The sequence below is a fragment of the Bacillus solitudinis genome, assembly GCF_002797395.1.
Classification (GTDB): Bacteria; Bacillota; Bacilli; order Bacillales; family Bacillaceae_D; genus Halalkalibacter_A; species Halalkalibacter_A solitudinis.
Genome location: NZ_KZ454943.1, coordinates 473,496 through 487,406 on the forward strand (window position 1 = coordinate 473,496; position 13,911 = coordinate 487,406).

Sequence of the window (13,911 nt, forward strand, 5' to 3'; positions counted from 1 at the left end):
AGCTCTCGCTTTTTATTTTGCTTTATCTTTGCTGTTTTATTGTTACGATACGAAAAGACTCAGATGTGTCTTTCGTTAATTCAAAGCGAACCTCACGTTCATGTTTTTTTTCTTGGCCATATTCAGATATCACAACTACTTCATGAACATCTACAAACCATTTACTTTCACCCTTAAATACTCTGTTCACTTCAAATGATTGAAGTGACTTTGTAGCTTGTTCACGTTTTAAATCGTTCACATACCGTCTAATAGAGTGATAAAAGCTATTATTTGTGACAAGGTATGGTTCGAGTTCATTAAAATCACCTTCGTTGACCGCATGAATCATATCAAGTTTATAATTGGTTACAAATTCAATTGCTTGCTCTGCATTTGGAAGAGACACTTCTGTCATTTGAGTATCCTCGGAACTACAACCAACTAACCAGAAACAAACAACGAAACAAAGTGCTTTTGAAAACGATACTCTCATAGGCTAAGCTCCTCCTATATTATCCTTTTTACATTATCCCCTTTATCATACCGATTTCTAATTATTATATCGAGAAAAAATGTGAACAATCATAGTATATTGAATGGTTTTACCTGTTCAAGCAAGCCTATTTCATACTATAATAAATATAGTGTCTATGTTGTAGAGAGGAGTTTCAAATTGGCAACAATTTTTACTAAACGTACAATCGTGATAGTCATCACACTTATTATTTTCATCGCAGCAGCCTATTTTATTTTACCAGTATCTATTCCACTCATTACAGCTTTTCTTACAGCTCTCGTTTTATCTCCTGCTGTGAATGCTCTGCATAATAGAGGGAAGCTAAAACGTAATTTAGCTGTGATGCTTATTTTCACAATTTTTGTCTGTTTTATTGGCTTAAGCGGATATTACATAACCACCAAAGCTATTACACAGGGTACACAAATTGTTGAAAATTTACCGCAATATATAAATGATTTAAATCGCGCTTGGCTTAACTTTCAAAGAGGACTAGAAGAAAAATATGAAAATATGCCACCTGAGTTTGTTCAAGAAATTAATATTCAAGTTACTAAAACATTAAATGAAATTCGTTCTACAATTAGTGACCGAAATTTAATAACAGATATAACATCAGTCATTTCAAGTATTCCTGGATACCTCGTGACCTTTATCGTTTATCTAATTGCATTATTTTTATTTATGCTTGAACTTCCAAGGTTAAGGGTAAAGGTCTTTGCTTATCTCTCAGAACGTACGAAAGATAAAGTTAATTTTATGACATCAAGGCTTTCTTATGTCGTTTGGGGTTTTTTTAAGGCTCAGTTTCTTGTTAGTATTATTATCTTCGTTGTTTCTTTAATTGGTTTGCTTCTAATTGCCCCAGAAGTAGCGTTATTAATGGCCTTTATTATTTGGCTTATTGATTTCGTACCAATCATTGGTTCAATTGTCATTCTAGGTCCTTGGGCTATTTTCCAGTTGATAGCTGGGAACGCTAGTACGGGAACTCAGTTGCTTATTCTCGCGGCGGTGCTACTTGTTATTCGACGGACTGTTGAACCAAAAGTGATGGGACAGCACATCGGTCTTTCTCCCCTAGCAACACTTATAGCAATGTATCTCGGATTAATGCTTTTCGGTATTATGGGCTTTATTATAGGTCCACTTATCGTCATTGCCTTTACTTCTGCAAAAGAAGCAGGAATCATTAAAATGAATTTCAAACTATAGAAAAAGGAGGTTGACCGTATCAGGGTCAACCTCCTTTCACTTTAATAATAAGGAGAAATCATCACGTACACGATTACGCCAGTTAAACTAACGTATAACCATAATGGCATCGTCCATCTTGCAATTTTCCGATGACGTTCATTTTCCATATTCCATGCTCTTGCAATAGAGGTTAAGGCTAAAGGAACAATCACTATTGCGAGAAGGATATGGGAGATAAGAATAAAGTAATAAATACCAGCCATTAACCCTGTTCCACCATACGGAGTCGACGGCGCTAAAAAATGATACGAGACATACGTAACTAAAAAGAACATTGTTGAAATAAACGCTGCATATATAAAGCGTTTATGAACTGTGACATTTTTCTTTAAAATAGCGATTAATGCAAATAAGAGAAATAAAAATGTGAAACTATTAAATATAGCATTGAGTAGAGGAAGTATTTTAACATCAAACGCATTAAAGTTCTCTACCCCTGGTAAACCTGCAAGTATAGCTACTAACCCATTTATTACGAGAGTTAAAATAATAATAATCGGTTTGTAATTTCTTTTTCTATGTGAAGATTGAAGTACTTTTTGTTCGTGTTTTCTCAACCTCTACAGCTCCTTATCTAAAATATCTTTTGCTTTATTATACCTTATTCAAACCAATTCACCGATTTAAGCTTTTAACAAATTATGAACAATTAAGAAAAATGCGCATCAGCCTTTACTTATGAATGCAAAGGACAAAGCCATTCTTCGTCTTTGATTACTTCATTGCTTTATTAAACTAAAAAAAGAGTTCTCGTGTATTTACGAGAACTCTAATATTTTCTAATACTTTGTTACCCCGATAAGGAGCATTAGAGCTGCAATCGTAGGCACAGTTACAAATATACCAGAAATCATAAATGCAGTGGCCCATCCATGGTCTTTATCTTTTAAATGCATAAAGAACACTAATTGCATCACAAATTGAATCACTGCTAATATGAGCACAAATGGTACACCAAATGAACGAGGTACTATTTCACTACCAATTGCTAGAAACGCAAGAATTGTTAGGAATATCATCAGAGCAAATACAACAATTTGCTTTTTTATTTCTTTTTTCATCTGACGTTTTTCTTCCTCTGTCATTGCACTCTTTTCAAATGGTTGGCTTAAATTATCAGCCATGTGTTCCACCTCCTACACCTAATAGGTACACTACCGTAAAGATGAATACCCAAACAACATCAATAAAGTGCCAATATAGACTAAAAAGATAAAACTTTGGTGCATTAGTTAATGTAATTCCAGACTTTGCATAGCGGATAAGTAATACAATAATCCATGAAATCCCAAACGTTACGTGGGCACCATGTAATCCTACTAATGAGTAAAATGATGATGCAAACGCACTTGTTGAGAAACCAAGTTCATATTCATTAACATAAACATAAAATTCATAAATCTCAAGTCCAAGGAAACCTAAGCCAAGAAGAACTGTCACGATCATCCATGTAATCAAACCTTTGAAGTTGTTTTTCTTCATGGCAAACATGGCAAGAACACTCGTCAAGCTACTTGTTAGTAGAAGCATCGTCATAATAAACACAAGATCTAAATGGAATAATTCTTGTGAGGATGGACCATCCGCCGTACCATTACGTAAACCCAAGAACGTTCCAAAAAATGTTGCGAATAAAATGGTTTCACCACCAAGGAAGAACCAGAAACCGAGAAATTTGTTTTTTGCTTCTAGAGTTGCTCTCTCAGGATGAGAAGGCAATCCTTTTGAAGGGTCAATTGCACCGGCCATAATCTAGTTTCCTCCTTTCTTAAGATCTTTTTTAATTTGTTCAACTGGAATATGATACCCATGGTCTTCTTTAACTGAGCGAATTAACATACTCCCGAAAGTAATAATAAACCCAGCAGTCATGACAACCCAACCGCTTATAATTGGATTTTCCATTTCAGTCATAATTAAACCAAACGCAGCAAAGAACAAACCAACAGACATAACCAAAGGTAAAATCGATCCATTTGGCATATGAATATCTCCGAGTGGTTCAGCAGGTTTCATCGTTCCATCGCCATGTATCTTTTCATAGAATAATGGGTCTAATGAACGAACCTGAGGTGTCTGAGCAAAGTTATACTCAGGTACTGGTGTTGGAATTGCCCATTCTAATGTACGTGCATCCCAAGGGTCTGCAACTGTCACACGCTCTCCTTTAAATGCAGAGTAGATGACATTAATTACTAGAATAATCACCGCTACAGACATAAAGAATGTACCAATTGTACTAATAAAGTTAAATGTATCAAGACCTTGGTCTGCTAAGTATGTGTAAACACGACGTGGCATACCCATTAATCCAAGTAAATGTTGGATAAAGAACGTTAAATGGAATCCGATATAAAATAACCAGAAGAAAAGCTTGCCAAGTGTTTCATTAAGCATATGACCAAACATCTTTGGATACCAATAAAATAACCCCGCAAATAGAGCCAGAACAATACCACCAACAATAATGTAGTGAAAATGCGCTACAACAAAGTAAGTGTCGTGATATAAATAGTCAACCGGAGCCATTGCTAGCATAACCCCTGTTACCCCACCTAATACGAACGTTGGGACAAATGATGAAGCAAAAAGCATCGACGTATTAAATGTAATTTTTCCGCCCCACATCGTGAAGAGCCAGTTGAAAATTTTTATTCCTGTTGGAACAGCAATCGTCATTGTTGCTACCGCAAAAATGGAGTTTGCCACAGGACCCATACCTACAGTAAACATATGGTGAGCCCAAACCATGAAGCCTAGGAAAGCAATAATCATGGTTGCAAATACCATTGCGGTGTAACCAAAAAGACGCTTTCTTGAAAATGCAGGGATAACCTCCGAAATAATACCGAAAGCAGGTAACACAAGAATATATACCTCTGGATGTCCAAAAATCCAGAAAATATGTTGCCATAATACAACGTTACCACCCATATTTGGAATGAAAAACTGTCCATTAAACATTCGGTCTAACATTAATAGTGCAAGACCTGCTGCAAGTGGCGTAAACGCAAATAAAATAAGTGTTGATGTAATAAATGATGTCCAAACAAAAAGTGGAAGGCGCATCATCGTCATACCTGGAGCTCGCATATTAACAATCGTAACTAGGAAGTTAATAGCCGAAATAAGCGTTCCAATCCCCGCTACTTGTAGCCCAAGCACGTAAAAATCAAGTCCAAGTCCACCATACTCACGACTAGAAAGTGGTACATAAGCAGTCCACCCAGCATCAGGTCCACCACCAAAGAACCAACTTAAACTTAGTAAAAATCCACCAGATAAGAAAATCCAAAATCCTAATGCGTTTACAAATGGAAACGCTACGTCACGTGCTCCTATTTGAAGAGGAATGACAAAGTTCATAAATGCAAAAAGTAAAGGTGTTGCTGCTAAGAATAGCATAATTGTACCGTGCATCGTGATGAATTCATTAAATGTCTGTCCACTTAAAAAATTCATTTCTGGGTACATGAGCTGGATACGCATAAATAATGCCATAATACCAGCTTTCACGAAGAAAAGTGTCCCCGCAATTAAATACATAATTCCGAGCTTCTTATGGTCAACTGTAGTTAACCAGTCCCAGATCACACTTTTATCTTTTTTATGTGTAGCCAATGGGTTTACCTCCTTCTAAATCAAATTTCTCCCCTTACTCTCCTCTTACTTCAAGAGAGCGTAAATAATCAATAAGTGCATCCATATCTTCATCATTAATTTGAGGGAATGCAGGCATTTTATTTCCTTGCTTTAAAGCTTGTGGATTACGAATCCATGCTTCAAGGTTTTCATCCGTTTTTTCTAAGTATCCTGCAATCACTTCCCGATCGCCTAAATTTGTAAATGCCGGGCCAGCAGCTGTGCCTTCTCCACCAACGGCATGACAACCAATACAGCCATTTTCTTGGAATACTTCATAACCATGTGCTAATACTTCATCTGTCGGCGCTTCAACTTCAGCTTGCATTCCTGCAACCCACGCATCATATTCAGAGCGTTCAAGCGCAATTAATTTAAAGTCCATAAGCGCATGTGACGCACCACAAAGCTCCGCACATTTTCCTTTATACGTGCCAGGCTCGTCAGCTTCCAACCAAAGGTGATTGGTGATTCCTGGTATCGTATCGACCTTACCACCTAAAGCAGGTACCCAGAACGAGTGCAACACATCTTGTGCATGAAGTTCAAAAATAACCTTCTCTCCTGCTGGAATATAAACCTCTTGACCAGCAGTAAATCCTTCATTTTCATAATCAAATTGCCACCAAAATTGATGACCTGTAACCTTAATGTAGACTGTATCTTCTCCTACTTCTGGATCCGGCTCTGTATCAGCCAACATAAACTGACCTGTAATTGTTGGTACAGCTAGAATCGCAAGTAAGATAATCGGAATTACAGTCCAAGTAATTTCAAGCGCCGTATTACCATGAACTTGCTTAGGTATCTCGTCATCTCCTGCTTTGCGACGGTATTTTGCAAGAATAATGAAAAAGATTGCGAATACGACAATTGTTACAAAAGCCATAATGTATAGGGATAATAGCATATTATCCAATAACCATGCTGACTGTGGCCCTTTTGGATCAAGAGCAGTTAAGTTTTCTTCCCCCAAACACCCTGTTAATAAAAAAACAAGTAAAGACAGAGGGAGAAAACGCCATGCAGTTTTCCAAAGTTTCATCTGACAATCCAACCTCACTTTCGTCGATAAATTTCTAACCTTATAAAAATATATATTATAATCATTGTTCTTTTAACCGTTTCGGGTTAAATATGAACAATGACCATAAGAACAAAGAGTATCGTTAAATAATTTAACGAATAGACAAACATTAAACGAGCCCATTTTATATCGTCCTTCATTTTAAAGCCAGCAATTCCAAGAGCCAACCAACCGATTCCTAGGATAGACGCAATAACCGTATATACAATTCCAAACGGATAAAGCATCAGCGAAACAGGTAACAAGGCTGCAACATAAACAACCATTTGACGCTTTGTCATTTCAAAACCTGCAACGACTGGCAACATCGGAATTCCAGCTGCTCTGTATTCTTCGACGCGTTTCATAGCTAACGCCAAAAAGTGTGGAGGCTGCCAAAAAAACATAATAAAAAATAGAAGCCATGCAAAAGTATGAAGCCCACCATCAATTGCAGCCCAGCCGATAAGTGGCGGAACAGCACCTGAAAAGCTTCCAACAATGGTATTTAAAGACGTTGTACGCTTTGTCCACATTGTGTATAGAACAACGTATATAAAGAGACCAACGAGTCCAATCACAGCTGCAGTAGCTGTAGTTAATGCAAGAAAAATCATTCCAAGTCCAGCTTGAGTTAACCCGACAGTTAAAATGTGTTTACCTGAAAAACGACCAGTTACAGATGGGCGTTCCTTGGTACGATCCATGATAGGATCAATATCCCTATCAATGTAGTTATTCAACGTACATCCACCAGCCATAACGAGTGCCGCACCAATTAAACCAAAAAACATTTTGTCAAGATGCTCACCAATACTTGAACCTGTATATACAGCTGCTAAAAAAATCCCAGCAAATGTCGTTATTAGGTTAGATGTCACAATTCCTTGTTTTGCCAGAACCAAATAGTCTTTCCAGGACTTTTGCTGAACAGCCGAAACTGATGAATCAGGACCAGCTTCTATCACTTCTGACGCATTGAGTACTGTATTGGTCTTATTCATCAATCCTCACCCCCCCTTGTAGAATGAACCAAACACGAGATGTTTCTACAAAAATAAAATTAGGTAAATGTTACTCACCTAACAAGTCACGATCACATTATATCTCAAAATCTACTTTGTTTCATCAAAATCCTGAGTTTCACATTATCTTCACATTTAGCTGTTCCTGAAAATATTTCACAGTTATGAAATTGACTTTTTGAACAATTGTTTTTAAGATCATCAAGAGAGATTGATTCCTTATTTCCTCTGCTAACTCTAGCACATATCTCGACAAATTTATAGAAGGAAAGGTGAATCATGTGCATAAGCTCCTAAAAATATATAGTATCTTCACATCAATTGGTATTTTAATCGTGTTATTGCAAGGAGCTTTAGTAACCAAAACAGGGTCGGGTGAGGGCTGCGGAGCCACTTGGCCACTTTGTTTCGGTGAATTTATCCCTGTTAATCCAGCAATTGAAACGATTATTGAATATAGCCATCGTATCGTTTCGGGTCTAGTTGGTGTGATGATTATTATTTTGGCCATATGGGCTTGGAAAAAGTTATCTCACTTAAGAGAAGCTCGTTTATTGTCTGTTTTGGCCGTGTTTCTAATCATTTTTCAAGGGCTATTAGGGGCAGGCGCTGTTGTATTTGGACAGTCAAAAGCAATTCTAGCTCTACATTTTGGAATATCTGCAATGTCTTTAGCTTCAGTCATTTTACTTACTATACTTACTTTTGAAGATGGAAAGAGAAAAATTGCACCTCGTGTTACGAACAAATTTAAGTATTATATCTTTTTTGTCCTTTGTTATTGCTATGCTGTCATTTATTCCGGAGCGTATGTAAAGCATACCCAAGCAACCTTGGCTTGTTCAGGTTTCCCAACTTGCAATGGGCAATGGTTACCTACAATGGTTGGCCCAATTGGTGTTCATTACTTTCATCGAATAGTTGGTACCTCTGTCTTAATCATACTTTTAATATTAGTCATCTGGGTGTTAAAGCATTATAAACATGAAAAAGTGCTTGTTTGGACAAGTATCATCTCTTTTCTATTGGTTGTTACTCAATTTATTAGTGGTATTTCCATTGTTTTTACCCAAAATGCCTTATCTGTTGGTTTGATTCATGCTCTTATTATTTCGTTATTATTTTCAACGCTTTGTTATATAACCATGATATTGACCCGAAAATAAATGCAAAGAAAAGTTAGAGTAGAATCTAAAGGCACTGAAAAAGGACGATTTTACCTTTTTCAGTGCCTTTTTCTAGCTGTCACTTTTCATTTATACCCACTTCCCCCTTCCTTATACATTTGACACCTTAAATGATTAGCTCTTTTGGTTCGAATGACTGACTCACTTACGTACAGAGTTTCATACAAAAAAAGAGGGTGTTTCAAAAGATTCTCACCTTTTGAAACACCCTTGTCATTTCTATCCTGTTTATTATTATTGAATTAATTCGATGAGGAGATCTCCTGTTTGAATTGCCTCTCCATCGTTTGCAAATACTTCTTTTACTTCTCCATCAAATGCAGCTTGAACAGTTGTTTCCATCTTCATTGCTTCCGTTATCATTAAATGGTCACCCTTTTTCACCTTATCACCTTTAATAACCAAAGTTTTTACAACAGTACCAGGCATCGATGCTCCAATTTGACTCGGATTGTTTTTATCTACCTTCGGACGAGCAACTGTAGTTGACTTTACATTTAAGTCTTTAATTACTACTTCCCGCGGTTGTCCGTTAAGTTCAAAGTAAACGATACGAGTTCCATCATCCTGTGGCTTTGAAATTGAGATAAGTTTAACTATTAAAGTCTTCCCTGTTTCAATTTCTATTTCAATCTCCTCACCTAGACGCAATCCGTAGAAAAAGGTCGGGGTATCAAGAGCTGAAACATCACCAAATTGCTGACAAAATTGATCGAATTCTAAGAAAACCTTAGGATACAAAGCATATGAAAGCATATCATGACTTGTTACTTGTCGTTCTAATTTCGCAAATAATGATTCTTTAATTTCTTGAAAATCAACCGATTCTAGCGATTCGCCAGGACGGCCCTCTAAAGGTTTCTTTCCTTTTAAAATAATATCTTGTAATTCCTTAGGAAAGCCTTGATATGGTTTTCCTAACTGACCTTGGAAAAACTCAACGACAGAATCAGGGAAGTCTAAATTTTGTCCGCGAGAGTACACTGCCTCTTCTGTTAAGTCATTTTGTACCATATATAGAGCCATATCCCCAACAACTTTAGAAGAAGGAGTAACCTTCACAACATCTCCAAACATATCGTTAACAGTCCGATACATTTTCTTTACTTCATTCCAACGATCGGCGAGTCCTACCGCCTTTGCTTGTTGCTGTAAATTACTATACTGTCCACCTGGCATCTCATGCTCATACACTTCTGTATGTGGTGCATTCATACCGCTCTCAAAACCAGCATAATACTTCCTAGTTGCATCCCAGTAATCAGCAAGTTGCTCGTATGACCGGATGTTAAGGTTAGGTTGCCTCTTTGAACCACTAAGGGCATAATAGAGACTATTTGCACTTGGCTGTGAAGTAAGACCAGCCATTGAACTTACCGCAACGTCCACGATATCCACACCTGCTTCAATAGCCCGAGCGTACGTAAAGATACCATTTCCACTCGTATCATGTGTATGAAGGTGAATAGGAATTTCAATACTTTGCTTTAGTTCAGAAACGAGCTGATATGCTGCTTCTGGCTTTAAAAGACCTGCCATATCTTTAATTCCTAGAATGTGAGCACCTGATTGCTCTAATTCCTTTGCTAGGTTTTTATAGTAATTCAAGTCATATTTTGACCGAGATTGATCGAGAATATCCCCCGTATAACAAATAGCTGCTTCCGCAATTTTTCCGCTTTTGCGTACCGAATCAATCGCAAGAGTCATTCCCTCGACCCAGTTCAAACTATCGAAAATTCTAAAGACATCAATACCAGCAGAAGCTGACTTATCAACAAACTCTTCTATAACATTGTCAGGATAGTTTGTATATCCAACTGCGTTTGAGGCACGTAGAAGCATTTGGAACAAGACATTTGGTGACTTCTTCCGTAACGTTAATAAACGTTCCCATGGATCCTCATGAAGAAAGCGCATCGTTACATCAAAGGTTGCCCCTCCCCACATTTCCATCGAAAATAAGTTCGGAAGCATTCGTGCTGTTGGCTCAGCAATTTGCTTTAAGTCATGAGTACGTATACGTGTTGCTAACAGTGATTGATGAGCGTCACGGAACGTTGTATCCGTTAGCAAGACTTCTTCTTGGTTCTTTACCCATTCTGCTAAACCGTCAGCCCCACGTTCATCGAGAATTTGCTTCGTTCCAGCTGGAATTGGCTCCGAATATTTTAATGCCGGTACAGCAGGTTGTTCAAACACAGGTTTTTTTACTTGCTCTAAACCTGGATAGCCATTGACGATGGTCTCACCAATGAAGTTAAGCATTTTCGATCCGCGGTCTTTTCTTTTAGGAAACACAAACAATTCTGGCGATTGGTCAATAAATCCTGTATTATATTCTCCTGATAAAAAGTTCGGATGCTGAACAACGTTTTCTAAGAAAGCAATATTCGTTTTTATCCCACGTATCCTGAACTCTCTTAAATTTCGAAGCATTTTAGATGCAGCGCCATCAAACGTTAAGGCCCACGTCGAAACTTTCACTAATAACGAATCATAATAAGGTGTAATTACTGATCCTTGGAATCCATTTCCAGCATCTAAACGAACTCCAAACCCACCACCCGAACGATAGGCATTGATACGACCTGTATCGGGTAAGAATCCATTACTTGGGTCCTCCGTCGTCACACGCGACTGAATCGCAAAGCCATTACAAGCTATCTCTGCCTGTTTGGGAATACCCAGCTTAGGTCCATGCAATTCTTCGCCATCTGCAATCATAATTTGTGATTGAACGATGTCAATCCCTGTTACCATTTCGGTAATTGTATGCTCGACCTGAACGCGTGGATTCACCTCAATAAAGTAGAACTTGCCATCTTCTGTTGCTAGAAACTCAACAGTCCCTGCATTGACATAATTTATTTTGCGTGCAAGCTTGACAGCAGCATCGTTAATTTGATTCCTTACTTCTTCAGTTAACGAGACACTTGGAGCGATTTCCACGACTTTTTGATGACGTCGTTGCACTGAACAATCGCGTTCATATAAATGGACAATATTACCATGCTTATCTGCTAAAATCTGTACTTCAATATGCTTTGGGTTTTGAATAAATTTCTCAACATAAACTTCATCATTTCCAAAAGCTGATTTAGCTTCTGATTTAGCACGGTTATACGACTCTTGAAGGTCATTTGCCGAGTTCACAATTCGCATACCACGTCCACCACCACCAAGTGATGCTTTAATAATAAATGGGAATCCGTGCTTCGTTGCAAACTCTTCAACCTCTTCCACACTTTCAACTGGTCCGTCACTTCCGGGAATAACAGGTAAATTAGCTTTAAGTGCTTGAGTGCGTGCTTGAACCTTATCGCCGAACATGTCTAAATGCTCAAGATCTGGTCCTATGAAGATAATCCCTTCCTCCTGACATCTTCTTGCAAAATCGATATTTTCGGATAAAAATCCGTAACCAGGGTGAATCGCATCCACATCATGAAGCTTAGCGACCTCAATTATCCCTTCAATGTCTAAGTAGGCTTCAATTGGTTTCTTCCCTTCACCTACTAAGTATGCTTCGTCAGCTTTGTAGCGGTGATAAGCTCCAGTGTCTTCCTTAGAGTAAATAGCCACTGTTCTAATATGTAATTCTGTGCAAGCCCGGAAAATACGAATTGCAATTTCACCGCGGTTTGCGACTAATACTTTCTTAATATTTTTTAAACCGTTCATATAGCACTCCTTCTTAAACATTCTTGATTATCTTGTCCTATAACATAAATTAGTTGCATTGTTTTTTATGTTAATGTGTCATACTAATGAGGCTTGTATATAGTATAGTGAAAGTTATCCCTATTTTGCAATGCATTTTTACTTTTAGTAGAATATCTTTACTAACAGTAAAAAAAACCAAGCTGGTTGTATCAAGCTTGGTTTTTTATTTGCGTATTGACTCGTCATGTAAATCAGCTAACTTACGCTCGAGTTCTGCCAAAAGAAGTTTTCCTTTTTCTTCCTCTACTAATTCAAGGCGAATGGCAAAGTCAATTTCACGTGACAAACCAAACATTTGTGTATCTAATACCTCTTCGTAGAGGGGGCATTGTGGCATCGTTAAGTTATCCATCTGCACTTCAATTAACTGGCGAATTTTTTCCGCATCGGACTTCAGAAGGGCATATGCTTTTTCATTATGTCCAGTCACTATCTCTGTTGACATGTTGTCCCCTCCTAACTTCTAAATATCCTTACTTTAATAGTATCTGCTTAATTAGAAAAATGCAATGTTTTTCACAAGAACTTAGCGATTATTTTGATAAAGATTTTCATTTAGAAGATACTTAACTGATACTTGCTTGACATGGCCTCAAGTAGCTTCATTCCTGCAATACTATTTCCTTTATCATCTAACGCTGGACCATATATGCCTATTCCCATTCCATTTGGAACCGAGCCAACAATCCCGCCTGAAACTCCACTTTTTGCGGGGATGCCCACCTTCATTGCAAATTCTCCTGAGGCATTATACATTCCACAAGTTACCATAAAGGTTTTTACGATTCTTGCGACTGACATTGGCACAATTTCTTCATTATTAAGCGTTGATTTCCCACCATTAGCCAATACATAGCCAATTCGAGCTAAATCATGACAATCTGTTTCAATTGCGCATTGCTTCGTGTAGAAATCAAGTAAAACTTCAATATCTCCCTCGATTATTCCATGCTGCTTCATGAAATATGCTAATGAACGGTTTAAGTCAGCTGTTTCAAATTCTGATTTAGCGACGGCTAAGTTATAAGAAATTGTTTGGTTTCCACTAAGCATACGAATAAAATGCAACAACCTTTCGATTTTCTCCTCGGAGTTCGCCCCTTTAATTAGGTGACTCACAGCCAATGCACCCGCATTTATCATTGGGTTTAAAGGTTTTGATGGAGCGTGAGACTCTAGTTTAATAATTGAATTAAACGGGTCGCCTGTTGGCTCCATTCCTACTTTTGAAAAGACATACTCTTCGCCATGGTCCATAATAGCAAGTGCTAATGTTAAAACTTTAGAAATGCTCTGGAGTGTAAATTTTTCTCTACTTTGACCTGCAGAGAAGCAGGTATCAGTTCCGTCAAATACAGCTACTGCCAGTGTATTTTGGTTTGCAGTCGCTAATGCAGGTATATAATCAGCTACCTTTCCATCTTTTGTAAACTTTTTTACATCATTAATCATATGCGTTAACTCTGTTTCATACTGACAAAGCATCAAATCCCACCTTCTTGTACAGTT

12 protein-coding genes are annotated in these 13,911 nt (G+C 37.7%); 2 read left to right on the forward strand and 10 right to left on the reverse strand.

Annotated elements, in window-relative coordinates; all coding sequences use genetic code 11:
* Positions 1-22 precede the first annotated feature (22 nt).
* Complete coding sequence (locus CEF19_RS02370) at positions 23-475, reverse strand: TcaA NTF2-like domain-containing protein (RefSeq protein WP_100404595.1); 453 nt, start codon at positions 473-475, stop codon at positions 23-25.
* 180 nt (positions 476-655) lie between these two features.
* Between CEF19_RS02370 and ytvI the strand changes: the two genes are divergently transcribed.
* Complete coding sequence (ytvI, locus tag CEF19_RS02375) at positions 656-1,714, forward strand: sporulation integral membrane protein YtvI (protein ID WP_100404596.1); 1,059 nt, start codon at positions 656-658, stop codon at positions 1,712-1,714.
* Between the two features lie 41 nt (positions 1,715-1,755).
* Here the strand turns inward: ytvI and CEF19_RS02380 are convergent, their stop codons facing one another.
* The 6 genes from CEF19_RS02380 to cyoE form a co-directional block, all read right to left on the reverse strand.
* Entirely contained in the window at positions 1,756-2,313 is a 558-nt protein-coding gene (locus CEF19_RS02380) for a DUF420 domain-containing protein (protein WP_100404597.1), read from the reverse strand.
* Between the two features lie 222 nt (positions 2,314-2,535).
* Positions 2,536-2,880, reverse strand: a complete 345-nt coding sequence (locus tag CEF19_RS02385) for a cytochrome C oxidase subunit IV family protein (RefSeq protein WP_100404598.1) — start codon at positions 2,878-2,880, stop codon at positions 2,536-2,538.
* Entirely contained in the window at positions 2,873-3,505 is a 633-nt protein-coding gene (locus tag CEF19_RS02390; protein WP_100404599.1) for a cytochrome c oxidase subunit 3, read from the reverse strand. The genes CEF19_RS02385 and CEF19_RS02390 overlap by 8 nt, the downstream gene beginning before the upstream one ends.
* Before the next feature lie 3 nt (positions 3,506-3,508).
* The gene (gene ctaD / locus CEF19_RS02395) at positions 3,509-5,377 is read right to left on the reverse strand and encodes a cytochrome c oxidase subunit I (RefSeq protein ID WP_100404600.1); all 1,869 of its coding nucleotides are present in this window, start codon (positions 5,375-5,377) and stop codon (positions 3,509-3,511) included.
* A 34-nt stretch (positions 5,378-5,411) separates the two neighbouring features.
* Positions 5,412-6,443, reverse strand: a complete 1,032-nt coding sequence (gene coxB / locus CEF19_RS02400) for a cytochrome c oxidase subunit II (protein ID WP_100404601.1) — start codon at positions 6,441-6,443, stop codon at positions 5,412-5,414.
* A gap of 86 nt (positions 6,444-6,529) precedes the next feature.
* Complete coding sequence (gene cyoE, locus CEF19_RS02405) at positions 6,530-7,468, reverse strand: heme o synthase (protein WP_100404602.1); 939 nt, start codon at positions 7,466-7,468, stop codon at positions 6,530-6,532.
* Between the two features lie 302 nt (positions 7,469-7,770).
* On the opposite strand from cyoE, the gene CEF19_RS02415 reads away from it, so the two are divergent.
* The gene (locus CEF19_RS02415) at positions 7,771-8,655 is read left to right on the forward strand and encodes a COX15/CtaA family protein (RefSeq protein WP_100404604.1); all 885 of its coding nucleotides are present in this window, start codon (positions 7,771-7,773) and stop codon (positions 8,653-8,655) included.
* A gap of 255 nt (positions 8,656-8,910) precedes the next feature.
* On the opposite strand, the gene pyc is transcribed toward CEF19_RS02415, so the two are convergent.
* The 3 genes from pyc to glsA form a co-directional block, all read right to left on the reverse strand.
* Positions 8,911-12,360, reverse strand: coding sequence for a pyruvate carboxylase (gene pyc / locus CEF19_RS02420; RefSeq protein ID WP_100404605.1), 3,450 nt, complete (start codon positions 12,358-12,360; stop codon positions 8,911-8,913).
* 205 nt (positions 12,361-12,565) lie between these two features.
* Entirely contained in the window at positions 12,566-12,847 is a 282-nt protein-coding gene (locus tag CEF19_RS02425) for an Fpa/YlaN family protein (RefSeq protein ID WP_100404606.1), read from the reverse strand.
* Positions 12,848-12,957: 110 nt separating this feature from the next.
* On the reverse strand, positions 12,958-13,887 hold the full coding sequence (glsA, locus tag CEF19_RS02430; RefSeq protein WP_100404607.1) for a glutaminase A: 930 nt from the start codon (positions 13,885-13,887) through the stop codon (positions 12,958-12,960).
* Positions 13,888-13,911: the final 24 nt, after the last annotated feature.